This is a genomic window from Marivivens sp. JLT3646 (assembly GCF_001908835.1).
Taxonomy (GTDB): Bacteria; Pseudomonadota; Alphaproteobacteria; order Rhodobacterales; family Rhodobacteraceae; genus Marivivens; species Marivivens geojensis.
In genome coordinates, this window is sequence record NZ_CP018572.1 from 1,152,501 (window position 1) to 1,176,393 (window position 23,893).

Below are 23,893 nucleotides of genomic sequence, written 5' to 3' on the forward strand. Positions count from 1 at the left end.
GGCCCCTAATTCATGGCTAAGTGGGAAAGCAGGTGGGACGACCAAAACAACCAGGAGGTTGGCTTAGAAGCAGCCATCCTTTAAAGATAGCGTAACAGCTCACTGGTCTAAATAAGTTGTCCTGCGGCGAAGATGTAACGGGGCTCAAGCCATGAGCCGAAACTTCGGAGTGCGTAAGCACTGGTAGCAGAGCGTAGTGTGATATAGTTCCATGCGTCCTTACCTTCCTCGGAAGGATTGGACGCAAGGAGCTTTCGATGAAGCCGGGCTGTAAGGCATCCGGTGGAGAGATCACTAGTGAGAATGATGACATGAGTAGCGACAAAGAGGGTGAGAGACCCTCTCGCCGAAAGTCCAAGGGTTCCTGCTTAAAGCTAATCTGAGCAGGGTAAGCCGACCCCTAAGGCGAGGCCGAAAGGCGTAGTCGATGGGAACCAGGTTAATATTCCTGGGCCAGGAGATGGTGACGGATCTCGAAGGTTGTTCATCCTTATCGGATTGGATGGGCCGCTTAGAGGTTCCTGGAAATAGCCCTCCATGAGATCGTACCCTAAACCGACACAGGTGGACTGGTAGAGAATACCAAGGCGCTTGAGAGAACAACGTTGAAGGAACTCGGCAAAATACCTCCGTAAGTTCGCGAGAAGGAGGCCCCGTTCGTAGGCAACTATGGGCGGGGGGCACAAACTAGGGGGTGGCGACTGTTTACTTAAAACACAGGGCTCTGCGAAGTCGTAAGACGACGTATAGGGTCTGACGCCTGCCCGGTGCCGGAAGGTTAAAAGGAGGGGTGCAAGCCTCGAATTGAAGCCCCGGTAAACGGCGGCCGTAACTATAACGGTCCTAAGGTAGCGAAATTCCTTGTCGGGTAAGTTCCGACCTGCACGAATGGCGTAACGACCTCCCCGCTGTCTCCAACGTTGACTCAGCGAAATTGAATTGCCTGTCAAGATGCAGGCTACCCGCGGTTAGACGGAAAGACCCCATGCACCTTTACTATAGCTTCGCACTGGCAACAGGTACAGCATGTGCAGGATAGGTGGTAGGCTTTGAAGCAGGGACGCCAGTCTCTGTGGAGCCTCCCTTGAGATACCACCCTTGCTTTGCTTGTTGTCTAACCGCGGTCCGTTATCCGGATCCGGGACCCTGCGTGGTGGGTAGTTTGACTGGGGCGGTCGCCTCCCAAACAGTAACGGAGGCGCGCGAAGGTTGGCTCAGAGCGGTCGGAAATCGCTCGTTGAGTGCAATGGCAGAAGCCAGCCTGACTGCAAGACTGACAAGTCGAGCAGAGACGAAAGTCGGCCATAGTGATCCGGTGGTCCCGAGTGGAAGGGCCATCGCTCAACGGATAAAAGGTACGCTGGGGATAACAGGCTGATGATGCCCAAGAGTCCATATCGACGGCATCGTTTGGCACCTCGATGTCGGCTCATCTCATCCTGGGGCTGGAGCAGGTCCCAAGGGTATGGCTGTTCGCCATTTAAAGAGGTACGTGAGCTGGGTTTAGAACGTCGTGAGACAGTTCGGTCCCTATCTTCCGTGGGTGTAGGATACTTGAGAGGAGTTGCCCCTAGTACGAGAGGACCGGGGTGAACGATCCACTGGTGGACCAGTTGTCGTGCCAACGGCAGTGCTGGGTAGCTATGATCGGACAGGATAACCGCTGAAGGCATCTAAGCGGGAAGCCCCCCTCAAAACAAGGTATCCCTGAGGACCGTGGTAGACCACCACGTCAATAGGCCGGAGATGTAAGTGCAGCAATGCATTCAGTTGACCGGTACTAATCGTCCGATAGGCTTGATTTGATCCAGTAAAAACAACGCTGGTAAATCAAGAGCATACACACACACAATCAGTTGTACTCGACTTGGAAAAATTGGTTCTTATTCGGTCTGGTGGCTATAGCACGAGCAAAACACCCGGATCCATTCCGAACCCGGCCGTTAAGTGCCGTTGCGCTGATGGTACTGCGTCTTAAGACGTGGGAGAGTAAGTCACCGCCAGACCTAATAAGAACCAATCCTTTCTCTCTTTCGATATCATCCAGCAAAGCAATCAATAAAACGCATATGCTGGACTAACGCACCAGTGACACAATAGTCACAATCGGCGCGGGGTGGAGCAGCCCGGTAGCTCGTCAGGCTCATAACCTGAAGGTCGTAGGTTCAAATCCTACCCCCGCAACCAACGTAACCGACCCTCCTGCGATAATGGACTGGCGTTTACCTCTATCTCCCTCACTTAATTGAAGAATTCCGGCCAAATCGCCGACCAATTCCATCTGATGCCCACCTCGCGCATCGGCATCCGGAACCATCCTCACTTCTGAAATGAGACCGCGCAGGATCTCAATCGCCTCTGCCCGTAAATGGTCTTCGCGGAGTGCGACGCTCAGGGCGTGAATGTGCTCTTTGAAGCGGGTGCTCATGCTCGGATGGAGCCGCAATGTTGGAGCAGGGGGCTCTGAGCTGAGTTCCTGTTCGAGTGCCTTTTTGGTGGCTTCATGGTCTGTGAGCTTCGCGATCATGGAGGGGTGATACATCCCCTCTTCGACGGCTTTTGTGATTTGGTCGATCGCTGATTGTGTTTTTGCGAGTTTGCGTTCGGCTTTCTCCCGTTCGGCTGAAACATTGGCTGCATAGCTATTATAGGATTTGCGGTATTGGTCGGCGAAGGCGCTGACCATTTTGGGGGGCCACAGCCGGTCCCGCAGGCCTGTGATCACACGATCTTCGAGGTCTTCTCGCAGGATGGTTGCGCGGTTGGTGCAGATCGCCTCACCTTTGTTGCGGGCGGCGGCGCAGCCATAGCGGGTCTTATTGATGAGCGTATAGCTCGATCCACAGCAGCCGCACTTCACCAATCCGGAAAACAGATAGACGGGTCGACGGGCACGTTCGGGCCGTAGGCCTGCGGTAAGACAGCCTGCGGGGTTAATCTTGACGCGGATGGCCTTTTGACGGGCTTTGACTGCGTCCCAGAGGTCGTCATTGATGATCCGGAGCTCTGGGACGTCTGTGTATTGCCATTGATCGGGCGGGTTCAGACGCGCCTGACGTTTGCCTGTTTCCGGGTTCTTCAGATAGCGTTGGCGGTTCCAGACCAATTTGCCGATATAGGCCTCGTTGTTGAGGATGCCTGTTCCCCGTTTTGCGTTGCCGGCGATGGTGGAGGGGTTCCATTCTCCGCTGCCCTTTCCGCTGATAGGACTTGCGATACCTTCGCTGTTCAGCGCTTTGGCAATGGCTTGAGCGGAGGTGCCTTTGGCGTAGTCTGTGAAGATGCGACGGATGACAGCGGCTTCGTCGGGGTGGATGGAACGATCCCCCGTGGTGACGCTCCCATCTGGGAGGAGTTCACGGATGACGCGATAGCCGTAAGAGATACCGCCTGCGGATTTGCCTTGATGGATACGACCTTCCAATCCGCGATGGGTCTTTTGCGCGAGGTCTTTGAGGTAGAGGGCGGACATTGTGCCTTTGAGGCCGATGTGGAGTTCACTGATCTCACCTTCGGCGACTGTGAAGATTGGGATGCCAAGGAAGGTCATCGTTTTGGCAAAGCCTGCGATATGTTCCAGGTCCCGCGAGAGGCGGTCGAGGCTTTCTGAAATAACGATATCGAACTGGCCTGCTTTGGCTTCCGCCAGAAGCTCTTGAAACTGAGGACGATGTTGCGTGGCGCCGGAGATCGCGCGGTCGGAAAAGGTTCGAACAATGGTCCAACCTTTGCTCTCCGCCAATTGGCGGCACACGCGAAACTGGTCCTCGATTGAGGCATCGCGTTGCTGGTCACTGGAAAAGCGGGCGTAGATAGCGGCACGGTATGCGGGCATAGCGTTACATCCTTCTGGAAGGGAATAGCGTCATTGATCGTCACCGCCTTTAAGTGAGGCGGTATAATCTACCCATGCAGCGTGTTTGGCCAAGAGCCTGACAGTCGCTTCAATCAAAGGATGATCATCCGGCCGCGAAATGACAAGAGGGGCGGATGAGGAAATTTTACCTTCCCCGTCCAGTTTTGATCTCTTGTCCGTGTGTTCCAAAGCGTCGCTCCTGTCGTCTGATGCCTTCAGGATAGGGAGGCTCCATTGCAGGGGAACCCCGCTCAAACTCTCTCTTTGCGCAAAATTGTGGATACCTCCCCCCAAAATCCGGAAAACTCTCTGCAAACCGCGAAAAACCTTAAAGTGTTGAGTTGGTTGGAGGTGGGGTGACCGTCGGAGACGATGTCGCCGTCTCCCACGACGGCGCCCCCGAGACACCGTAAACCGCGATTTTTAGGGAATTTGGGGAGGTGAGATAAGGTAGGCTCGGCGCACAAAGGGACGGCCATAACGAAAAAAGGCCCCCCGAAGGGTGCCAGTCTACATGCGAGTGCCCTTGCCGTCATATCCAGACCTCAAAGAGCGCCCTCGTAGATGAGTCCAATAAAGAAGAACCGCCGTCTGCTATTAAGGCAACGGATGAGGAGGATGACGGGGGGACCAAAAGGGGGAAAGATCAAGGTCGATCACCCAGCACCTCGCTCCATTTCCCCCCATTCAATGTCATTTCACTGAGGAGGGGCAAGATTGATTGGAATGTTCTCAAGTGGCTGTTCCAAGTCGCAATGGCGTAGCAGGTATCTGCTCCGGACATACTCTCGCCCGCAGCTCCTTCGCACGATGTGCCATGTAAGGGAATAAGAAGACCGGGTCGGGTGCCGTTGTATATTGGTATGTCAATGACCGATGGTTCGAAGCCCAGCTGACGTTCAAAAATCTTATCTTCAACTACAATGAAGTAGCCGCATCCACCTGAGCCGCACCAACCATGTCCCAGACCTTCACAAGTGAAAGACTTATAGATGACAGTTGCGCTCTGACCTTCGCCAATTGCGATATCGTAGATTGATCCCTCGTCGATACCGAAGTCACTTTGCCTTGGCGTTGATTTTTCAGTGCGTGCCAAATCCTCAAAGCAGTATTGTCTATGCCAATCGACTATGGATTGAACGACAGGATTGGGGTGATCCTGCGCTGAAGCTGTCCGAGCGAGCAGAGCCAGCATTAGCATTATGAATGTCTTCATGATGAATGTCTTCATGTGAAAGCTCCAAGGCCTGCGTTCTTAAAAGGGTCTGGGGTACCTATGCGGTACCCCAGGTCCATTCAGGAGTTAATTTCGAAGGTTTCTAGCCATTCGACTGCCTCTTCTCTGGATATGAAGCTGCGAGAGTAGTCCAGTGTGAACCCAGCTTGTCCTTGGCTCTGGCTTTGGAATGCCGCGAATATGGAGCCGTCTTTCAGTTCAACCTCCCAAAGGTGAACTCCGTCCCAGCCTTCTGGATCGTTGTCAGCATGATCACGCCGTAGAATTTGTAATTCCGCCTCTTCTAACAGTGATCCGTTTTCGATTGCACCGAGGCGATCACTATCGATCTCACCCGACTCCTCGAGGATGCTGACCACATCATAATCGTCGGGGTAATTGATCCACTCACTGTCTCGGTCTCTAGCACCTTCGTAATACATTCCAAGGATTGTATCGCCAGCTTCCTCATAGAGCTTTTCAGTGGGTAGGATGGTATTAATGAAGTCATATTGGGCGGGCTTTGAAGCCGCAAAGAACTCTTCAATGCTTGGGTTGTCTAGGTTGCTCATGATTAACCTCTTGCACTTTCTGCCGATCGCGGCACGAAGGCCCCTGATGCGGGGCGGATGATGGGATCTACGATAAGGAAGTCAGTCTTTCTTTCCACAGCGGCCTTGAAGTCGTTGATCCAACTTCGATCAATCAGCTTTGCGGTGGCATATCTTGGGGTGCTTGGATGTATTTGTAGATCGAGGCCTAGGCCCAGTTCCTTCGGTTCTGTGAACCAAAAATTGCTCACATCGAAAAGCGTGCAGAGTAGATCGTGCGCTTCACATGCGGGTTGGAAATAGGCGAACCAATGTTCGTACTCCCAATCATTTTCTCCAAACGGAAACCAAATGTCGTCCTCTCCGAACCAACCCTGATCGATCATCTTCCAATGAAGCGATTGAGGCATGATCTCGTAGGTGCCCTTAAACCAAATGCTATCGATGATTTCTGGTCTGACCAATGGCCTTGGCTCAGCAGGTGCATCCGTCTTGATAATGACCTGTCCTGAATGGCTCGGCTCAAAATGCAGTTCTCGCTTCACTGAGACTTGAGAAGGCGGTTCGATCCAGCCGTCAGACGATGGCTCCCCAAATGCCTCGGTCATCGTGGCAATCGCAAAAGGTGCTGATAAGAATGAGCGACGTTTCATTGTCTTTCCTCCGAAAGCGAAACTCGACAGACGGAGGAACGATCCAAGAAATGGTCGATGAGGATTTGCTCGTTTTTGCCCACAGGCCACATCCCTTCATGGAAACCACCTTGCCGAGTTCGCAGGTTGGTGTGGGCATAAGCCCAGCTCTTGATGATGAGACCGTTAAAAGGGATTTTCGTTTTTAGAGCAACTACTAAAAATTCAGAAAGATTATGAGTTTTGCTCACATTCGGCGTGTCGCTGTACGGATATTTCGGGCGGTTCTAATCAGGTCAGGCTTCTTCTAGTCAAAACAGTCGATGCACCCTGAGATTTCTGCCAATCGGACAAGATCCGCCTTATCACTTCCTGCCTGCGTGGAATTTCCTGGAGATTTCGACGGGGGTAGGGGTTACTTTTCTTCCCGCAGCCACTCAATGATGGCGCGCCGGATAACGTCCGGTCGAGATTGAGTACCTAAATTGCGGGCGCGAATTTCATCAATTTTTACAATGATATCGCGGGGTAGGCGCACGGTGACAGCTTCCGTGTCGACCGGCGGACGGCCTCTGGGCATTTTATTTGTTGACATTATTTAATCTCAATAATAATCTGCAGTTGACCCACCAAAGAGCGGCAACTCTTCGGTGGGCCGTGCCAAGAACGATCTGTTACGGAGATCATAAATGACATTAAATAATGATATCACTTCCCCATCGGGGAACCAAGCGGGTATGTCCGCAGTGTACTACGGATGTCTTCGGCTTCTGCCGCGACGTTTGCAGCAATCGGCAGACCTGCAGCAGTATGTGTCGGTCGTAAAATCCCCAGCCTTGATCGAAGAATTTCGGAAACGGGTACATAATATCCGGACGCAGGATATCGATGCTGCCCTGAAGTACGCACGGCGGTCAAAGGAGCATCCGCAGTCGGTTGAACTGAAGGCTCTTGCGGCGATTTTCACCTGTCTTTCGCAGGCGTGGTCGGGAAGCTTTGATGTCACGGCGGCGCCATATGCAGAGCAGGCAGAGATGCTGATCGAGGATGGTGTGTCTGACGATCTGGCGAGGATCATTGTCGATGCTTTTGCGGCATTGGACGCCTATGTGACGGCTTGCGCCGAACAGGCGCCTCTCGCGGCTTAACCCTCTTTTTTCCTTTAAATGGATGAGACATCTTCGCGGCTCTGGCCGTGAGGACCCAATCTCTCTGTTCCATTCGGAGGTCAGTATGACCGATGTTGTAATGTCGCCCGCAGGCGGCAAACCCAAACCTGTGCGCAGAGACCGCCGTCGCAGCCAGCGCCTAATCCCAAAGGCTTGGCTAAAATTCCCATCCTCAAAGGCCTTTTCGATCGTCGGCAGGTTCGCAAATCGGAACGACCTCTTGATCGAATGCACCCGCTGCGGGGCGCAGCAGCGGTCCAAGGTCTTTACCTGCCGCTCTGGCGTGCCGATCTGCCAGAGCTGTCTCAAAAAAAAGCGATCTACGATCGCACAAAAGGCAGGGCTGCAGTTTGTGGAGGCGGTGCCGGGAAAGCCCCACTACGGGCGGTTTCTGCTGACCTGCGGGCATCAGGTCCAGAGGCAGTTCGAGATGATCGAACGGATGGCGGCGGGCAAGACAGGCCTTCGCTGCGAGACCTGCCACGGGGCAAAAGAGCGCGATGAAGCGATGGCCCGCGGTTGGAGCCTCTTGGGTGACGATCCAGAGGGTGCTCCAAGCTATCGTCTTTATCAGCATGACGCCTGTGGGCATCAGCAACGCATTGCGCGCGGTAACCTTCAAACGGGGCGCTTCGACTGCGCGCACTGCGGGGGAGGGTGGTCCGCAAAGCCATCGTTCATCTACGTGGTGCGCCTGATCTGGGATGATCTGACGCTGATTAAGGTCGGCTTCAGCGCCAACCCCGCGATCCGCTTTCGCCAGCAGCTCGATCTGGGGTCAGAGGTCACGGTGGAGTTCCTGCGACAAGAGCCTCTTCAGAAGGGCCGCGCAGCGATCCGGCTCGAGAAGGCGTTCCATCGCCGCATGGCGAAGGACCATCCCCACGCGCGAGTACCGCTTGAGGTGTTTCAAGGGCGGATCAAGGTGGTGTCAGAGATCTACTGGCCGGAGGCTCTCAAAGAGATCGACCAGACGCTGAACGCGCTTCTGCGCGACTAAAGACACCATCCTTTCTTAAGGACAAAAACTCCTGCCCCGAGTGTCGGGGCAGGCCCAAATTCCATGTCTCTCAGGTGCTGTCATGACCTCCTTTACTCCGACCTGGCGACCACTCTTCGAAGACCTTTGCGGTGCCTTTTTTGCTGAAGACCCCCTTGGTCTGGAAGCCGACCGCACGAGCCTTTTAAAACGGCCCGATCGGCCTCTTCTCGCGCTGGCATGCCTTGCGAAAGGCCTGCAGACGATGGAGGTTCTGCGTCCCGCGTTCAAATCGGGCGCTGTGACTGTGCTCGAAGTTGAGACAGAATACCTGATCAGTGACTACTGCAGTATCATTCGCAAGGTTCTGACATCGCTGGCGCACCCAGACCCGCTCAGCGTCGTCAGCCTTGAGCGGAGTGTGAACGTCTACCGCCCCGCCGAGCGTACAGTCAGAGACCACTATTTTGAGGCGCTCGACCGACAGTGTGGCTTTGTGCTCGTGGGCTTTCCCAAAATGATCTTTCCGGAGCAGTTCCGTGGGCTGATGCCTGCGCCGATCAAAGTGCCGCCCTTTGATCGTGAGATCCTGCTGGTGGTGCTGGACGCCCTCAAGGACCGGAATATCCACTATGATCTGGCGCGCCTTCAAAAGGTGCTTCCCACGGATGACCATCTACGGACAGCCGATCCTACCGCCATGGTTCTGGCGCTGCGCAGTGAGAACATCGAGACGCTGGAGCGTTACCTGATCTCACTGGGGACAATGATCCCCGAGACGACGAACGGATCGACCGACAGCGCCGCAAACCAACACCGAGGCATCGCAGGTGTTGGGCGGGCCCAGGCCTATGCGCGTCGGTTGGTCCGCAGTCTAAAACAGTTTAAAGAGGGGCAGGGTGACTGGAGGCGGGTGCCGTCATCGCTGCTGCTGTACGGTCCACCCGGGACAGGTAAGACGTATCTCGCGAGGCAGGTGGCCGTGGACGCAGGGGTGCCGCTGCACGCGTTCAGCGTGGCTGACTTCGAAGGGGTAGGGGCGTTCAATCTCGTTTTACAGCGCATGAAGGAGAGCGTGGACGACGCGATTGGAGCGGCTCCTTGTGTCGTCTTCATCGATGAGATCGACAGTTTTGGCACGCGTCTCATCGATAACGGTCGTGGGACGGCCTACGTCACAGGTCTCATCAATGCCTTCCTGACCTCTGTCGATCGTCTGAAGCGAACACCGGGCGTGGTGATCATGGGCGCGACCAATTCCCTCACACAGCTTGATCCGGCGATCATTCGACCGGGTCGCTTTGACCTCAAGGCGGAGATGTCGACCACAGACGCAGAGCTTTTGACGGCCGTCGTTCACGATGCCTTCGGAGAGATCGGCGATGCCGATGAGATCGTCGATCTGATGTATGGTCAGACCGCAGCAGAGGCGGGGGCCTTCATCCGATTGGCCTTTGCCTCGATCGAGAGTGATGACCTCTCTGCCATCGTCAAAGAGCTGAAGTTTGTCCTGACCAAACAGCGGTCGATCCGCAGGGCGGCGGACCATCGCGTGGCCTATCACGAAGCGGGTCATGCCGTGGCCTCGACCGCGATCGACTGGCAACCCGTCGCTTCGTGTGAAGTCCAATTCAACGGGGAAGGGCGGACAGATTACGACCTGCAGCCCTCCGAATATCGCCTCAAAGACATCCACAGAGAGGTCGCTGTTCTTCTCGCGGGACGGGCCTCTGAAGAGCTGTTCCTCGGCGATATATCGAGCGGATCAGGCGGCGGTCCGCAATCTGATCTCGCGATTGCCACGAAGCTGCTGACGGCAATCGACAACCAGAGTGGCCTTGGCGCGAGTGGTTTGGTTTGGCGGCATGACGCGGTTATGGACGATGAGGCTCAGGCACGGATGCGGGCACTGCTGGACGACCTCTATGGATCGATCAAACGGGTTCTCAAGACCAACGAAGAGGTCGTTCATCGGCTGGCCGAGGTCCTGATCGCCTACCGCAAAATCGAAGGCGCGCCGCTCAATGAGATCCTACAGAAGGTCAAGCATCAGGACCTTGATCCGCCGTAATCCGTGCGGAGGGCGAAGGTGATCCGGTGGGCGCATAGGTCCACCAGATCGTTCGCTGACAACCCAGTCCATGTTAACCGATCATCGCTTTGTCTGCCATGTCACGGGGGTTTTGAAAGGGGCGCGTTGCCCCTTCAGCTGGGGGTTTCGAAAGGGGGATGCGCGGCTTCTCCCTTCGCCGGAGAGCCATAACTCGAACGTAGCGAAGAGTTTATGGCTAGTAGGTTATGCTCCGCCTTTTGATCCGACCCCTTTGGGGAAGGTGCGGCGGGCCCTGATCTGCCGACCGTGTTCGAATATTGTGGATTGCGTGATGGTGCGGCTTTGGGTTTGCGCTCTTACGCGCGATCATTGCGCTTATGAAAGACACATACGCACCCCCTGTCGACCCTAAAGATGCCAACCCGAACGCCATATCTGTCCGCCTCAAGGGCAAGAGTCAGGCGCAGGTCTATGGTCAACGCAACCACGATCATCGCAAGGGTCGTCAGCCCGAATATGTCGACATGGGGCGGGTGCATTTGAACCGCATCATCGTTTCCCCGCGTCCGGTCGCGGTGATCAAAGATGAGGTCAAGGCGCTGCGTCAGGGTCGTCTGCGTAAGATGAAGTCAACAGCTTGCATCGTAACCTCCGGCATCATCACCTTCGGCCACGTCGCGGCACAATGGTTCGAAGATCTGTCGATAGACGATCAGAACGCGACCTTCTTGGCGGTCGCATCCGACATCGCCGCGCGGCTCGACACGAGGGTCGAAGGGTTGGTGGTGCACTGCGATGAAGCAACCATTCACGCGCATTTTGAACTGCGGGGATACAGCAATGCGGGAGAGCCACTGTCGAAGCTGACGAAGCCGACGATCATGTCTGAGGTACAAGACATCGCCGCTGCGGCTGCGCAGCGGTATTGCCCGCTCATCGAGCGGGGGAACAAAAAATATGCGCGGCTCGCGGCGGGGGCCGACTACGCCGATACGGTCAACAAGAGTGTGAAGCAGCTCCATCGGGAGCTGCCTCAGGATCTGGAACACTTGAAACAGAAGGTCACTGCCACCGCAGTGGAAATTGAAGGCCTTGAGGCATCGGCCGCGAAGACGCGGCGGCTTCTCAAGGCGTTGGAAGGAGAGCGTGCGCTCTCTGAAAGGGAACTCAAAAGGGCCGCCGTCTACAGGAGGCGGCTGGAAAAGAAAGAGGCGGAACTGGCTGCGCTGGACGCGCAGTTGATCCAGCAAAGGCTGGACCAGGACGCCGAACAAGAAGCGATCCGATTACGCCGGCAAAGCCTGGCTGAAGAGAGGATCGCTCACTCCCAAAAAGAAGAAAACCTCAGGCGTGGTGCCGAAATGATCGACCGCCAAGCGCGTGCGGTGAAGGCTCAGGCCGAAGAGGTCCAAAAGAGAAAAGAAGACGTAGAGAAGAAGGAAGAAGTGGCGGACCGCATGATCGGAGCACTGGAAGCTGCGGTTGATGGTTTGACCAATGGCGCAATCGGCTTCGACCTCGAAGAACAGCGGCTGAAGGTTGAAGACTTGACACCGTTAAAGAACCTACCCGACGACTTCAGGCAGAGCATCTCTCGGGTCGTGTCGTCACTGGCAGAGGTCATCGCTGTAACCCGCCGAAAGGCGCAGTGGGTCGATCATATGATGGGGAAGGTGCGCGGGTTCTTCGACCGTGAAGATGTGAAGGAAGAGGTGAGGAAAGAGGCGAAAGGGATCGTTGAGGACTGGGAGAAGGGGAGGTGAAGTAGACGTCGGGGAGTTGTTGTCCCTCGGTGAAAAAGGGCGGAATGCGGACATTCGCTGCAGGCGCTATGCGCTTGCGCCACGACATCGGAAGCGGACATTGGGCCACAATCGCTTTTTTTGGCTCAGCGCTGTATCCGTATCTGCTTTAGGCCTGAATCTTATCCAGCCCCTCCAGTAGTCGAAGTGCGTAATTATCCGCTGCTCGCCGCACGGCGTCGTCGGTTATCGTGAAACCCCATGCGATTAGCGTAAACGCACCTATACTCACCACTGCCAACTCTGGGCCGTCAGGTAAATTGAAACTGCGTATAAGCTCAAAGTCATGCCAAACACCGAACGCAACAAGAAGGAAGGCTAGAACAAGTGCGACAGGTCTGAGGCCGCGCAAGTTTCGCCAAAACCCATAGTTTATGTTCTCTTTGAACAAGAGGGCATATTCGTTGGTGTCTCGAGTCCTTGAAAGTAGAGCGCTGGTCACTGCTCTGTATCGCTCATCGGCATCCATAGGGTCTTGCTCCTCGTCCGATGGGCTTGGCATGTGAATGCCAGTTAAACGTTCAGCGGCTTGGTGATACCTTTGCTTCGTGTACCTATCGAGCCCTTGGTCACGGTGGCGCAAAAGGGTGACTGATGGCATGCCACCCCACGTCGTCACGAGACGCTTTTCTACGGCTTTGCCTGCATCTCTGGCCTTACCCGAAAGCCAAAACAAAACGCCAGCAATGATTGCAATATACACGGCATTTGAAACATCAAAGGTGAGCCAATCGGTGTACAATGCAACAGCAACAACAACTGGAAGCAATGCGACCAGTGCGGGGTACAGACGTGCCTTTCGTTCGTAGGGGTCAGAAAATTTTTTAAGCACCGCCTCCATGCCTTATGCCTCGAATCCGCTCGGGTAGGTCAATGGCGTTGTGGAAACCCATCCATCCCTGTCCGGGGCCGCTCCTCCGGAAAAGCAGATTGTTTTGCCCTTCGTTTCCATAACTCGAGCACCACGGTGCATAAACGCTCGGACCACTACTTTTCGCGGGTGGTCCTGGTCGTCCTTACCTGCACTAACGATGGCGGTAGAACGAGTTTCTTGCATCTCCTCTCCTACCTCACCGAGCCAAAGGTTCAGTGTTTCGGTCGAAACGTTGTGCCGGGAACCATGATGTGGAACCTGGATGAGCCTAAACTTATCTGCAGGCAAACTGAGACCAGCATACGGCGCATACGCTGCCGCTTCTTCAAGACCGGTTCGCCCTGTATCCGCGGTCAAAACAACTTCATCGCCTGATAAATTGGCGTATTGAACGACACTCATGTTATTTCGTGGTGAGGTATCATCGGCGGGAAAGACTTCGGTACCCCAAGCGGCCTGAATCATACGTAGCCCTTCCGCAACGAATCGCATCGCACCACCAAGCAATCCACGACCAGTGGCTTCTTGGGCAACTTTTGGCGTTTTGTCATCGTCAGCGACATAATTGAAAAACGCATTTTTGGAAGGGGCTAGGACTGTGAACGCCCCAATCAGAGTACCTTGGAACGCGTCATAAATTGGGATATTGCGTTCTGTGGCTATATCCTCAAGTTTCGCGAGATTTGGAAACACTTCACGAAGCGCTTTCGCCAGATTTTCAGCGTTTGTGTATCTCGCAAAATAGGGAAGCAGCTCCTCTGCGTGTACCCAAGGACGGTTCATCCAGAGAGCGCCAACCTTAGCCGTTTCCAGTACTTTTCTCAGTCCAACCGTGTGGTCTCCGTCTGGATGCGTCGCGATCACATGGTCAATCTCATCCCCGCCAAAATAATCGGTAAGGTGGTCGAGTACCTTCTGCCCGTCCTCCTCATATCCTCCGTCTACAACATGAATAAACGTTTGCCCCTCAATCTCATATCTGATGCAGATTGCGTCGCCACTTGTAGAATTGCCTACTGGCAGAAAATCAACTTCGTAAAAATTGGCCAAGGAATCGTTCTCCGTCTCCGTATACAATCATAGGGTAGGTATTGGGTCTTCAACATACAACCTTTAAGTACACTCATGAACATGAACAGAGCGCCCCAAGGGGCTCCGTTCTGTAGGTTTATGCGTGCCTCAAGAAATGCTCGAGCTGGTGGGGTGACCGGCGAAGGTCTGCTTTTATGAAAGCTGCACTACTGCATTTGAAGCTGTTACGATTGACCGCTCCGGGCCGAGAGCGGCAGCGGGCGCATAATAACGGTTCTGAATGCTGCATGGCGGAGAATGGCGGTTCTGAGCCCGAAGTACAGAATGCTGCATTGCGCGCCAATGTCGGTCTTGGCGGTGCGTATCTCTGTTACCAGCTTATCGATCCGCTCTCTGACCGCGCGTTGCTGCCCGCGTAATGTGGCTACAGTTGCATTTTTTGCAGCTTGGACTTAGGTTGGGATCAGAGCGACAAGAGCCGCTCTCGATGGAGATTTTATGCAAGAGACCCGGTCATAAGCCTGTTCCCGCCTCTCGGCATTGGGAACGCTTAACACCAAGACTGCTCACGCGGCACGCTGAGCGGCCTCTTTTTGCATCTTCAAAAAATCGAGACACTCAATTGAACATCTCAAAACACGAACAGCGTGTTTTGCATGAACTTGCGCTCGGTGGAGCAATCCACCACAAGCGATACGAGAACGGCAAAATTCGCGAGATCACCTGCTACACGCGCGACAGGCATGTCCTGTCGGATTGCACGCTCCCGGTTTTCCTACGGCTCAAAAAACGGCGCTTCATCCGCTCTCAAAGCGGACGACCGTATCGGGCCTCAAAACTCGGGATAGAAGCCGTGCGTGCGCAACTCAATCAACGATAACCTGATAAACTGATCCACAGGAACAGACCATGGAATTTACGACTGAATACTCAAACAAAGCCGATGCCATCATCTCGATGTTCTTTCACACCTTCGCCGTATCAGAAGGCGATGAGGCTGGCACACTGATTAAGGCGTTGGTGACCGACATGCTCACTTCGCTTGCGTCTGATGACATCCACGTGTTCTCGGCAATCGAGAACGGGGAGGTTTTGGCCAGCATCATCTTCACACGCATGACCTATGCCGATGATACCCGGACGGTGTTCATTCTTGCGCCGGTGGCCGTGGCAACCGCGCAGCAGGGCAAAGGACTGGGGCAACGATTGATCAATCATGCCCTGCAAACGCTACTGGATGGTGGGGTGGACGTTGTCCTGACTTACGGCGACATCAACTTTTATTCAAAAGTGGGTTTCACTCACATCACAGAAGCCGATGCGCAACCGCCCCTGCCGCTACAGTATCCAGAAGGATGGCTGGGCCAGACACTGGAAAAGGGGCCATTCCTCCCGCTCAAAGGCCCTTCAAAATGCGTCGGCCCGCTTGACGATCCAAACCATTGGTGACGCAACAATAGGAGCAAGGAGGCATCCGGGCTGTTAGCTCGGGTGCTTCCACTTTGTACAAACCGGCAAATCCGATAAGCAGCCGTCGGCTCATCCGCAGCGAAATGGTGCTCTGTCCCGCAGAGCAGACATGCACCCTCCCAAGATGCTACGCGATGGACGAATGGCCTGTCTGATGAAGCTGCACTGCGGCGGTCGGCCAGGGCTTAACGACAGCAAAGGGCCGCAAGATGTCATCGTAGAACTGCTTCACACAGGGCAAGTTAATACAGGTAGGCTACAAAGCGTGCGAACCCCCGCAACTTGCTATTTATGGCGAGATTGAACAGCGCCAGATCACAGTGGTTTTAAGCCATCTCAAGCCTGACCCTGATCGCCCAAACGTGCTTTGGCTTGAGCGGCCTTTTCTGGCCGACAATGCGGCCCTTGCTCCATGCGGGACGACGCGCGCGAACGGCAGGTAAGTCCCGCAGAGCAGACCTTCACCCTCGAAAAATGCTGCACGATGGACGAATGGCCGGTCTGGTGAAGCTGTGGCGCAGCATCGGCATAGTAGCTGGAAGGCAGCGATGGGCCGATAGGGTCACATGACAGGCACCGACCGAGAGTGGTCGCTCGCTGCTTTGCAGCGAGAACTTGGGGAGATCGAGAAAGCGGACCTTTGATACAGCGAAACACCCCGCTGTCGATGTGAACGGCCCAAATTCAGTGAGAGTGAACTGCTCAGGACATGCCCGGCCCCAAGAGAGGCAGTCCAACGAGGTGGGCCACGAGTTCAAGCCCGTTGCGGGCGCCGAATTTCTGCATGAGCCGCGCACGATGAACCTCAACGGTGCGGGGGCTGATGTCCAGCCCTCGGGCGATTTCCTTCGAGGTGAGCCCTTCGGCCAGCATCTTAGCCACCTGCCGTTCACGCGGGGTCAGTTCGGTCACCGGGCGCATTTCCGAGATGTCGGCAAAGCTCCAGACCGATCTCGCAAAGGGCTGATCGGGTTCAAGAGACTGTCCGCGCACGCGACACCAGAAAAGGCTGCCATCCTTGCGGCGCATGATGCGCTCATCGGCGTAGCGACCGAGGCCGCGCATCTTGTCGACCCCGATCTGGCCGATGCGCTGGAATTCCTCAGAAGAGGGGTAGAGCTTTGACAGCGAATGACCTTGCAGCTCGAGTTTGCCAAACCCGAACATCTCACAAAAGCGGGCGTTGCAATGCCGGATCACTCGCTCCTCGGCGTAGATTAGCCCGACCGGGGCATTCTCGAAGGCAAGTGCCGGAAGAGATTCTATATTTCGTCATCCAATACGTAGTTTCACGGATCGCGCGTTCGGACCCGTCGCAGTATTCCTTCGGCCAAGAAGCGGAGGCAAGCATGGAAGCGAGAATAGTTGGCTGGGGTCATACTCGGTTCGGGGTTCAAGACGGCGTCAGCCTTGAGGCGCTGATCCAGCAGGCGGCGGCAGAGGCCATGGCAACCGCTGGCGTGGCGCCAGGCGATATCGACGCGATTTGGTTGGGGCACTTCAACAACGGCATGGTGCCTGACGCCTTTGCCGCTTCGTTGGTGCTGGGGCTGGACGAGGCCCTGCGCTTTACCCCAGCGACGCGCGTGGAAAACGCCTGCGCTTCAGGCTCTGCGGCTGTCTATGCGGCGCGCAATGCCATCCGTGCCGGAGATGCGCGGTGCGTGCTTGTGGTGGGGGTCGAGAAGATGACCGAACTGGACACCCTGGGGGTGACCGCGGCGCTTGCGGGCGCGTCTTATGCCATTGAGGAGGCGGGGGTCAGCTTTCCGCAGATCTTCGGGCGCGTCGCCGCCGGGTATTTCCAGGCTTTTGGCGACCAGTCCGAAACCTTGGCGCGAATTGCGGTGAAAAACCATACAAACGCCCTGAACAATCCGCTGGCACATATGCAGCGTGAGGTGTCGTTCGACTTCTGCAACGAGGTCAGCAGCAAGAACCCGATGATCGCTGCGCCGCTGCGCCTGACCGATTGCTCACTGATCTCAGACGGTGCGGCGGCGCTGGTTATGGTTGCCGATGAAATGACCGCCGATTTCGACCGCGCCGTGGGCTTTCGTGCCGCCGTGCAGATGAATGACTTCCTGCCTATGTCGCGCCGCGACATGACCGAACTGACCGCCGCGCGCCGCACCTTTGATGCCGCCTATAGGGTTGCCGGGATCACGATCGATGATCTCGATCTGGCCGAGGTGCATGACTGCTTCACGATCGCAGAACTGATGATCTACGAGGCGATGGGGCTGGCGGAGAAGGGCAAGGGCGCGCGCCTGGTCGCAGAAGGAGCTACCGCGCGGGGCGGGAGGTTGCCGGTCAACCTTTCAGGGGGACTGAAAGCTAAGGGCCATCCGGTCGGCGCCACGGGCGTGTCGATGCATGTTTTGGCAGCGCAGCAGGTTGCCGGACAGGCCGGGGGCGTCCAGCTAAATGGGGCAGAGCTGGCCTGCGTCTTCAACATGGGCGGATCCGGTGTCGCCAATTACTGTTCCATTTTGGAGGCCGTGCGATGAACCCCGCAGAGTGGCTGAAACGCACGGCGACCCGCTCACCTGGCAGTACGGCGCTTTATTCGGGCGCAACGCTGAAAGCGACCTATGCTCAGTTTGACCGGACCGCGGCGTCTATTGGCGCAGCGCTCGCGGCGCGCGGTATCGGATCAGGATGTCGTGTCGCCGTGTTCATGTCTAATCGCACCGAGTATTTGGAGACCCTGTATGGCATTTGGTACGCGGGCGCGGCCGCGGTGCCGATCAATGCTAAGTTGCACCCCAAGGAAGCCGAGTGGATCATCACCCATGCAGAGGCTGCCCTGGTGATCTCCGACGACGAGCATGGAAAGGATCTTGAGCCCTTGCTGGGAGTGGCACAGCCTTTGGTTTCCGTCGACAGCGATGACTTCACGACATTGCGTGAGGCCGATCCAATGCCCGCGCCTTTCGGTATGGCCGCAACGGACTTGCTGTGGCTTTTCTACACGTCCGGCACGACCGGCAAGCCGAAGGGCGTGGCGCTGACCTGCGGCAATCTTGCGGCGATGACATATAGCTATTTCACCGATGTGGATGACGTCTTGCCCGAGGACGCAATCCTGTACGCTGCGCCGATGTCCCATGGCGCGGGGATCTACAACTTCATGCATATCCTGCGGGGTGCGCGTCATATTGTGCCCGAAAGCGGCGGGTTCGATGCCGGGGAAATCCTAGACCTCTGCAAGCACATGGGGCCGATTTCCATGTTCGCCGCCCCCACGATGGTGCGCCGCCTCGTTGATGCGGCCAAGGCCCGCGGAGAGACCGGAGAGGGCCTTCGGACCCTCGTCTATGCGGGCGGCCCGATGTACGAGGCTGACATTCTGGATGCGACGGAGGTCATGGGCGCGCGGTTCATTCAGATCTATGGTCAGGGCGAATGCCCGATGGGGATAACCGTCCTGCCGCGCACCGATGTTGCGGACCGCACGCACCCGCGCTGGCGCGCGCGCCTCAACTCGGTCGGAACCGCGCAAAGCGCCGTACAAGTGCGCATCGTGGATCAGGATGGCAGCGAGGTGCCACGCGGAGAAATCGGCGAAATCGCCGTGCAAGGTGCAACGGTGATGTCCGGCTATTGGCGGAACCCGGAAGCAACGGCAAAGACCATCCGCGATGGCTGGCTCTGGACCGGGGACATGGGCCGCATGGACGGCGACGGCTATGTCACCTTACATGACCGCTCCAAGGACATGATCATTTCCGGCGGGTCCAACATCTACCCGCGCGAGGTCGAAGAGGTGCTGTTGGCCCACCCCAACATCCATGAGGTCTCGGTCATCGGTGCGCCGGATCCGGAATGGGGTGAGGTGGTCATCGCGTTTGTCGTCGCGGTGCCGGGTGCGACGGTCGCGTCCGTCGAACTGGATGCGCTCTGCCTTGACCGCATTGCCCGTTTCAAGCGTCCCAAGGCCTATCGATTTGTCGAGGCGCTGCCCAAGAACAATTACGGCAAGGTCCTAAAGACCGAGCTGAGAGAACGCGTGAAAGAGGAGCCCGCGACATGATGGATCTGACAGGGAAAACAGCACTGGTCACGGGGTCTGTCCAGGGCATTGGCATGGCCATCGCCACCGCTCTGCCGGTGCAGGTGCACGCATCGCGGTGCATGGGCTTGCAGACGAAGCACAGGCACACGCGGCGGTACAGGCGATGCTGGCGGCCGGTGCACCCGAGGCGTGTTTCTTCGACGCCGATATGCGCGACGTGGCCGCTATCGAGAGAATGATGGCAGATCTGGACGACTGGGGCGGTCTTGATATTCTGGTCAATAATGCCGGCATCCAGAAAACCGCGACGCTGGCCGACCTCGACACAGAAACATGGGATGCGATCATCGGAGTCAACCTGTCAGGTGCGTTCCATACGATGCGCCTGGCCCTGCCGAAGATGGCGAAGAAGGGTTACGGTCGGGTGGTGAACATCGCCAGCGTGCACGGTATCGTCGCCTCCGTGGCCAAAGTGCCTTATTGCGCGTCAAAATTCGGGCTGGTGGGCATGTCGAAAGTCGCCGCTCTGGAATACGCGGCCGCAGGCAATAAGCGTGAGGGCGGCATCACGGTCAACTGCATCGGCTCCGGTTGGACGGAGACCGCGATCATTGAACCGCAAGTAACGGCTCGCGCGGCAAAGTTCGACGGCGACCGCAACAAGGGAATCGCCGACCTGCTGGCCGAAAAGCAGCCAAGCCAGCGCACCTCTGATCCATCGGAGATCGGCGCGCTCGCTTTGTGGCTATGCTCCCCTATTGCACACAACGTCACCGGCACCGTTATCCCAGTCGATGGAGGTTGGACGGCCCAATGACTCTTGCCAAGAGCGACTTCGCGTTGCTCTTTTTTCGTCGACAGCGAATGTCGGAAATCCGGGCTACGACCGCAGAAACAATGCATCAATCCAAGGTCCGAATTGGGCCGTTCAAGTATTCCTCAAACAGCTGTTACACTCTAAGCTCGATGCCTGTCGGGCGCACTGCCTGTACCAATCAGTTGAAGGTTTTCGATGTCTACCAAATCTAAGTTACACCCACGCAACCAGCACTTGGAGGGGTATGATTTTGAACGCCTGATCGAGAAATCTCCTGAACTCCAGACCTTCACGGGACGAAATCCGCGTGGACAGGTCACGATCAATTTTCAAGATGCGAATGCGGTCCGCATGCTCAATCGGGCGCTTCTCAGGGCGCATTATGACATTGAATTCTGGGACATTCCGCCCGCTTTTCTATGTCCTCCAATTCCGGGCCGCGTCGATTACATCCACTATCTGGCGGATCTTCTAGCCGAGAGTAATGGCCGGAAGATCCCGCGCGGTCCCGATATCAAGGCGTTGGACATCGGAACGGGCGCCAGCCTCGTCTATCCGCTGACCGGTCAGCATGAATATGGATGGGAGTTCACAGGTGTCGATATCGACCCGATTTCGATCAAATCGGCGCGCGAGATTTGCCAGCGAAACGGGCTGAATATCCGGCTCAAGCGTCAGAACAACCCTGAGGACATCTTCAAAGGCGTCATCGGCCCCGAGGATATTTTCCACGTCACGCTTTGTAATCCGCCTTTTCATGCCTCACTTGCGCAGGCGGAATCGGGTACGCGTCGCAAATGGCGAAATCTAGGCAAAGGTCACTCGAACGAGCTTAATTTTGGTGGTCAGAATGCCGAGCTTTGGTGCCCCGGCGGTGAAATCGGTTTCATTGCCAGAATGATCGAGCAGAGCAAGACGTTTTCCAACCAATGCTTGTGGTTCACCTGCCTCGTATCAAAAAAAGACAACCTCGGGCCTCTTGCCAGACTGCTGAAAAAGGCGCGGATTGCCGAGTTCAGGATCGTCGAAATGGCGCAGGGGCAAAAGACCAGCCGTTTTATTGCCTGGACTTATTATCCTGAACGGCAACGAACCTTGTAGCTGGATCAGGTTCCGCAGCAGAGCCGTTCCCGCTCCGTCACTCAACGCTGGCAGCCGCGCACATGCTAGCGGCGCAGTGTACAGCGAATGATCTCTGTCAGCTCTAGGGAAGGCGAGATTGAACAGCGCCAGATCACGGTGGTTTTCAGCCATCTCAAGCCGGACCCTGATCGTCCAAATTTGCTTTGGCTTAAGCGGCCTTTTCTGGCCGACAATGCGGCCCTTGTTCCATGCGGGACGACGCGCGCGAATGGCAGGTAAGTTGGATATATCCATGACCAATCATCCGATCCATCACGCCCTCCACATCGACAACACGGTGCTGACACAGCATCTTGCCATAGAATACCGCGCCGCAGCTGATAGCCGAGTGCGTAAATCAAGTTGCCCTATTGGGATTGAAACATTCAACGTTCAGCCGAAGGAAAAAAGGCGCCCTGGAGGGCGCCTTTGAGGGATGATTTGGTGGAGTAGGCGCCACCAAATCTTCAGGGGTCACTCTACTGGAATTGCAGACAACTCCGGCTCATCATGGTGGTGATGTTCTTTCACCGGACGCATGAAGAGGTTCGCGAAGAAGGCGACGACCAGAAGGGCAGCCATGCAATACATCGTGGTATTGTAGAGGCTTGGCGTCGGGTCGATGGTGCCTTCAGGAGCGATCTCCATCAGTTTTGCGATTGTGACGGTTTTTGCGGCAACCAGCTGACCAAGGTCAGCGACAGGTGCACCGAACTTTTCAGTGAAGGCCGCTGGGTCAATTTTCTCGACAAGAGCAGAGATTGCCTTGTTGACCGACATTTCACGCAACGATGTGATCGCGAGCGGGCCAAGAACACCTGCGGTCGACCAAGCGGTCAGCAGACGGCCGTGGATACCGCCGACGTGCATGGTGCCGAACATATCTGCCAGATACGCAGGGATGGTCGCAAAACCGCCGCCATACATGGAGAAGATCACCATGGTCGCGATATAAAAGCCCATCAGGTAGAACATCGACGGAGCCGATGCGCCTGCGCTCGCAAAGTATGGGATCGACATGTAGAGCACCGTGCCGAGCACGAAGAAGCACATGTAGGTCGCCTTGCGGCCGATGAAGTCAGAGGTCGAGGCCCAGAAGAAGCGACCTACCATGTTGAAGACCGAGATCATCAGAACATAGGTAGACGCAAAGCCTGCGGTGACTACGAGCGGCATCATGGTGCCGAATATCTCAGACATCATGGTTTTTGCGACGCCTATCACACCGATACCAGCAGTCACGTTGAAGCAAAGCATAACCCAAAGCTGCCAGAACTGCGGTGTCTTGAGCGCTTGGTCAATGTGAACGTTGTTCTGGGTAATGAGGCCCGACGATGTGACAGGCTTTGGCTCCCAACCGGCAGGTTTCCAGTCTTTGGCTGGAACGCGGTACTGGAAGGCTGCGATCATCATGACGATGAAGTAGAAGACACCGAGAACCATGAAGGTGCTGGATGCGCCTGTGTCACCAGTGCCAACCACGTATACGCCTGCGTCACCGCCGAACGATGCGGCTTGTTTTGCGGTCGCAACGACCACTTCGACTTTGCCTGCTGCGGTTTCTGCGAACACGCGACCACCTTCGATCATGGTCGCGACAGCACCTTCAGCGCCGAGGAACTCTGGTGCCGTTGCAAAGGTTTTCAGCAGCCAACCTTTTAGCGGTGCCGCGATCATCGCACCGCCACCAAAGCCCATGATCGCCATACCCGTTGCCATACCGCGACGGTCTGGGAACCAACGGATCAGGGTTGATACGGGCGACACATAGCCAAGGCCAAGGCCGCACCCACCGAGCACGCCGTAGCCTAAGTAGATCATCCACAACTGATGGGACGAAATGCCGAGCGACCCAATGATAAAGCCGCCGCCCCAGAGGAATGCAGCCACAACACCCACCATGCGCGGGCCAACTTCTTCAAGCCACTTGCCCGCGAAAGCTGCCGCGAGGCCAAGGAATACGATCGCCACAGAGAAAATCCAGACGACTGATGACAACGACCAGTCGTCAGCCGCAGGCGCCGCAACGCCCAGTTGGCGGGTCAATGCGGGGTTGAACACGGACCACGCATAGACCGAGCCGATGCACAGGTGAATTGCAATAGAGGCCGGCGGAACGCGCCAGCGGTTATAACCGGGTTCTGCGACGATGTGTTCCTTATACAGGAACGACAGCGCACCGCCTGAACGGGCATTAGACATGATATTCCTCCCTTTTTACCGTGATCGATCAAGGGCTCCTCAACCAAAGATCGGCGGATTTATTTCGGCATGCGACAGCATGCACGGTTGCAACCTGTCG

20 protein-coding genes, 1 tRNA gene, 2 rRNA genes, 2 pseudogenes and 1 riboswitch (1 of these 26 running past the window's edge) are annotated in these 23,893 nt (G+C 56.0%); of the genes and pseudogenes, 14 read left to right on the plus strand and 11 right to left on the minus strand.

Features of this window, described 5'->3' with window-relative positions:
* From BSK21_RS05770 to BSK21_RS05780, 3 genes are all read left to right on the plus strand, one after another.
* Positions 1 to 1,805 (plus strand): 23S ribosomal RNA (locus BSK21_RS05770) (it extends 1,023 nt beyond the left edge of the window).
* A gap of 86 nt (positions 1,806 to 1,891) precedes the next feature.
* A 5S ribosomal RNA gene (rrf, locus tag BSK21_RS05775) occupies positions 1,892 to 2,006 on the plus strand.
* Positions 2,007 to 2,110: 104 nt separating this feature from the next.
* Positions 2,111 to 2,187: transfer RNA gene (locus BSK21_RS05780), tRNA-Met, on the plus strand.
* On the opposite strand, the gene BSK21_RS05785 is transcribed toward BSK21_RS05780, so the two are convergent.
* The 5 genes from BSK21_RS05785 to BSK21_RS05810 form a co-directional block, all read right to left on the minus strand.
* A complete protein-coding gene (locus tag BSK21_RS05785; RefSeq protein ID WP_067547585.1) occupies positions 2,144 to 3,835 on the minus strand; it encodes a recombinase family protein in 1,692 nt (563 codons plus the stop codon). The two genes, BSK21_RS05780 and BSK21_RS05785, sit on opposite strands and share 44 nt — an antisense overlap.
* Positions 3,836 to 4,502: 667 nt before the next feature.
* Complete coding sequence (locus BSK21_RS05795) at positions 4,503 to 5,087, minus strand: hypothetical protein (protein WP_067547591.1); 585 nt, start codon at positions 5,085 to 5,087, stop codon at positions 4,503 to 4,505.
* A gap of 65 nt (positions 5,088 to 5,152) precedes the next feature.
* Positions 5,153 to 5,644, minus strand: a complete 492-nt coding sequence (locus tag BSK21_RS05800; RefSeq protein ID WP_067547594.1) for a hypothetical protein — start codon at positions 5,642 to 5,644, stop codon at positions 5,153 to 5,155.
* A 2-nt stretch (positions 5,645 to 5,646) separates the two neighbouring features.
* A complete protein-coding gene (locus tag BSK21_RS05805; protein WP_067547597.1) occupies positions 5,647 to 6,276 on the minus strand; it encodes a hypothetical protein in 630 nt (209 codons plus the stop codon).
* A gap of 63 nt (positions 6,277 to 6,339) precedes the next feature.
* A riboswitch (SAM-I-IV-variant riboswitch) is annotated at positions 6,340 to 6,438 on the minus strand.
* Positions 6,439 to 6,670: 232 nt separating this feature from the next.
* Positions 6,671 to 6,850 carry a ribbon-helix-helix domain-containing protein gene (locus BSK21_RS05810; RefSeq protein ID WP_074038978.1) on the minus strand — a complete coding sequence of 60 codons (180 nt, stop codon included), beginning with the start codon at positions 6,848 to 6,850 and terminating at the stop codon, positions 6,671 to 6,673.
* A 94-nt stretch (positions 6,851 to 6,944) separates the two neighbouring features.
* Here BSK21_RS05810 and BSK21_RS05815 point away from each other — a divergent pair, with 94 nt between their 5' ends.
* From BSK21_RS05815 to BSK21_RS05830, 4 genes are all read left to right on the plus strand, one after another.
* Positions 6,945 to 7,403, plus strand: a complete 459-nt coding sequence (locus tag BSK21_RS05815) for a hypothetical protein (RefSeq protein WP_156529533.1) — start codon at positions 6,945 to 6,947, stop codon at positions 7,401 to 7,403.
* A gap of 85 nt (positions 7,404 to 7,488) precedes the next feature.
* Positions 7,489 to 8,424, plus strand: a complete 936-nt coding sequence (locus tag BSK21_RS05820; RefSeq protein ID WP_067547607.1) for a GIY-YIG nuclease family protein — start codon at positions 7,489 to 7,491, stop codon at positions 8,422 to 8,424.
* A gap of 82 nt (positions 8,425 to 8,506) precedes the next feature.
* Positions 8,507 to 10,474: an AAA family ATPase gene (locus tag BSK21_RS05825; protein WP_067547610.1), complete on the plus strand. Its 1,968-nt coding sequence runs from the start codon at positions 8,507 to 8,509 to the stop codon at positions 10,472 to 10,474.
* Positions 10,475 to 10,833: 359 nt separating this feature from the next.
* On the plus strand, positions 10,834 to 12,219 hold the full coding sequence (locus tag BSK21_RS05830) for a plasmid recombination protein (RefSeq protein ID WP_067547611.1): 1,386 nt from the start codon (positions 10,834 to 10,836) through the stop codon (positions 12,217 to 12,219).
* A gap of 148 nt (positions 12,220 to 12,367) precedes the next feature.
* On the opposite strand, the gene BSK21_RS05835 is transcribed toward BSK21_RS05830, so the two are convergent.
* Both BSK21_RS05835 and BSK21_RS05840 read right to left on the minus strand, forming a co-directional pair.
* Entirely contained in the window at positions 12,368 to 13,099 is a 732-nt protein-coding gene (locus BSK21_RS05835; RefSeq protein WP_067547615.1) for a hypothetical protein, read from the minus strand.
* Between the two features lie 3 nt (positions 13,100 to 13,102).
* A complete protein-coding gene (locus BSK21_RS05840) occupies positions 13,103 to 14,182 on the minus strand; it encodes a ComEC/Rec2 family competence protein (RefSeq protein ID WP_067547864.1) in 1,080 nt (359 codons plus the stop codon).
* 176 nt (positions 14,183 to 14,358) lie between these two features.
* Here BSK21_RS05840 and BSK21_RS15845 point away from each other — a divergent pair, with 176 nt between their 5' ends.
* The 3 genes from BSK21_RS15845 (at position 14,359) to BSK21_RS05850 (ending at position 15,613) form a co-directional block, all read left to right on the plus strand.
* Positions 14,359 to 14,583 (plus strand): hypothetical protein, encoded by a 225-nt coding sequence (locus BSK21_RS15845; RefSeq protein ID WP_156529534.1) that lies wholly within the window; start codon positions 14,359 to 14,361, stop codon positions 14,581 to 14,583.
* A 68-nt stretch (positions 14,584 to 14,651) separates the two neighbouring features.
* A complete protein-coding gene (locus tag BSK21_RS05845; protein WP_318254750.1) occupies positions 14,652 to 15,044 on the plus strand; it encodes a YjhX family toxin in 393 nt (130 codons plus the stop codon).
* 29 nt (positions 15,045 to 15,073) lie between these two features.
* Entirely contained in the window at positions 15,074 to 15,613 is a 540-nt protein-coding gene (locus tag BSK21_RS05850; protein ID WP_067547626.1) for a GNAT family N-acetyltransferase, read from the plus strand.
* A 350-nt stretch (positions 15,614 to 15,963) separates the two neighbouring features.
* On the opposite strand, the pseudogene BSK21_RS16120 reads toward BSK21_RS05850, so the two are convergent.
* Positions 15,964 to 16,086 (minus strand): annotated as a pseudogene (locus tag BSK21_RS16120) (integrase); the annotation flags it as partial.
* Positions 16,087 to 16,336: 250 nt separating this feature from the next.
* Complete coding sequence (locus BSK21_RS05860; RefSeq protein WP_367639585.1) at positions 16,337 to 16,834, minus strand: LuxR C-terminal-related transcriptional regulator; 498 nt, start codon at positions 16,832 to 16,834, stop codon at positions 16,337 to 16,339.
* Between the two features lie 149 nt (positions 16,835 to 16,983).
* Here BSK21_RS05860 and BSK21_RS05865 point away from each other — a divergent pair, with 149 nt between their 5' ends.
* The 4 genes from BSK21_RS05865 to rlmF all read left to right on the plus strand — a co-directional run bounded on the left by BSK21_RS05865 (position 16,984) and on the right by rlmF (position 21,570).
* Positions 16,984 to 18,144 (plus strand): acetyl-CoA acetyltransferase, encoded by a 1,161-nt coding sequence (locus tag BSK21_RS05865; protein ID WP_067547629.1) that lies wholly within the window; start codon positions 16,984 to 16,986, stop codon positions 18,142 to 18,144.
* Positions 18,141 to 19,670, plus strand: a complete 1,530-nt coding sequence (locus BSK21_RS05870) for an AMP-binding protein (RefSeq protein WP_067547632.1) — start codon at positions 18,141 to 18,143, stop codon at positions 19,668 to 19,670. The genes BSK21_RS05865 and BSK21_RS05870 overlap by 4 nt, the downstream gene beginning before the upstream one ends.
* Before the next feature lie 97 nt (positions 19,671 to 19,767).
* Positions 19,768 to 20,469 (plus strand): SDR family oxidoreductase, encoded by a 702-nt coding sequence (locus BSK21_RS05875; protein WP_231924744.1) that lies wholly within the window; start codon positions 19,768 to 19,770, stop codon positions 20,467 to 20,469.
* Positions 20,470 to 20,664: 195 nt separating this feature from the next.
* Complete coding sequence (gene rlmF, locus BSK21_RS05880) at positions 20,665 to 21,570, plus strand: 23S rRNA (adenine(1618)-N(6))-methyltransferase RlmF (RefSeq protein WP_067547634.1); 906 nt, start codon at positions 20,665 to 20,667, stop codon at positions 21,568 to 21,570.
* Positions 21,571 to 21,681: 111 nt separating this feature from the next.
* Here the strand turns inward: rlmF and BSK21_RS16125 are convergent.
* Positions 21,682 to 21,846: pseudogene (locus BSK21_RS16125) on the minus strand (integrase); the annotation flags it as partial.
* 219 nt (positions 21,847 to 22,065) lie between these two features.
* On the minus strand, positions 22,066 to 23,793 hold the full coding sequence (locus tag BSK21_RS05890) for an OFA family MFS transporter (RefSeq protein ID WP_067547636.1): 1,728 nt from the start codon (positions 23,791 to 23,793) through the stop codon (positions 22,066 to 22,068).
* Positions 23,794 to 23,893 lie beyond the last annotated feature (100 nt).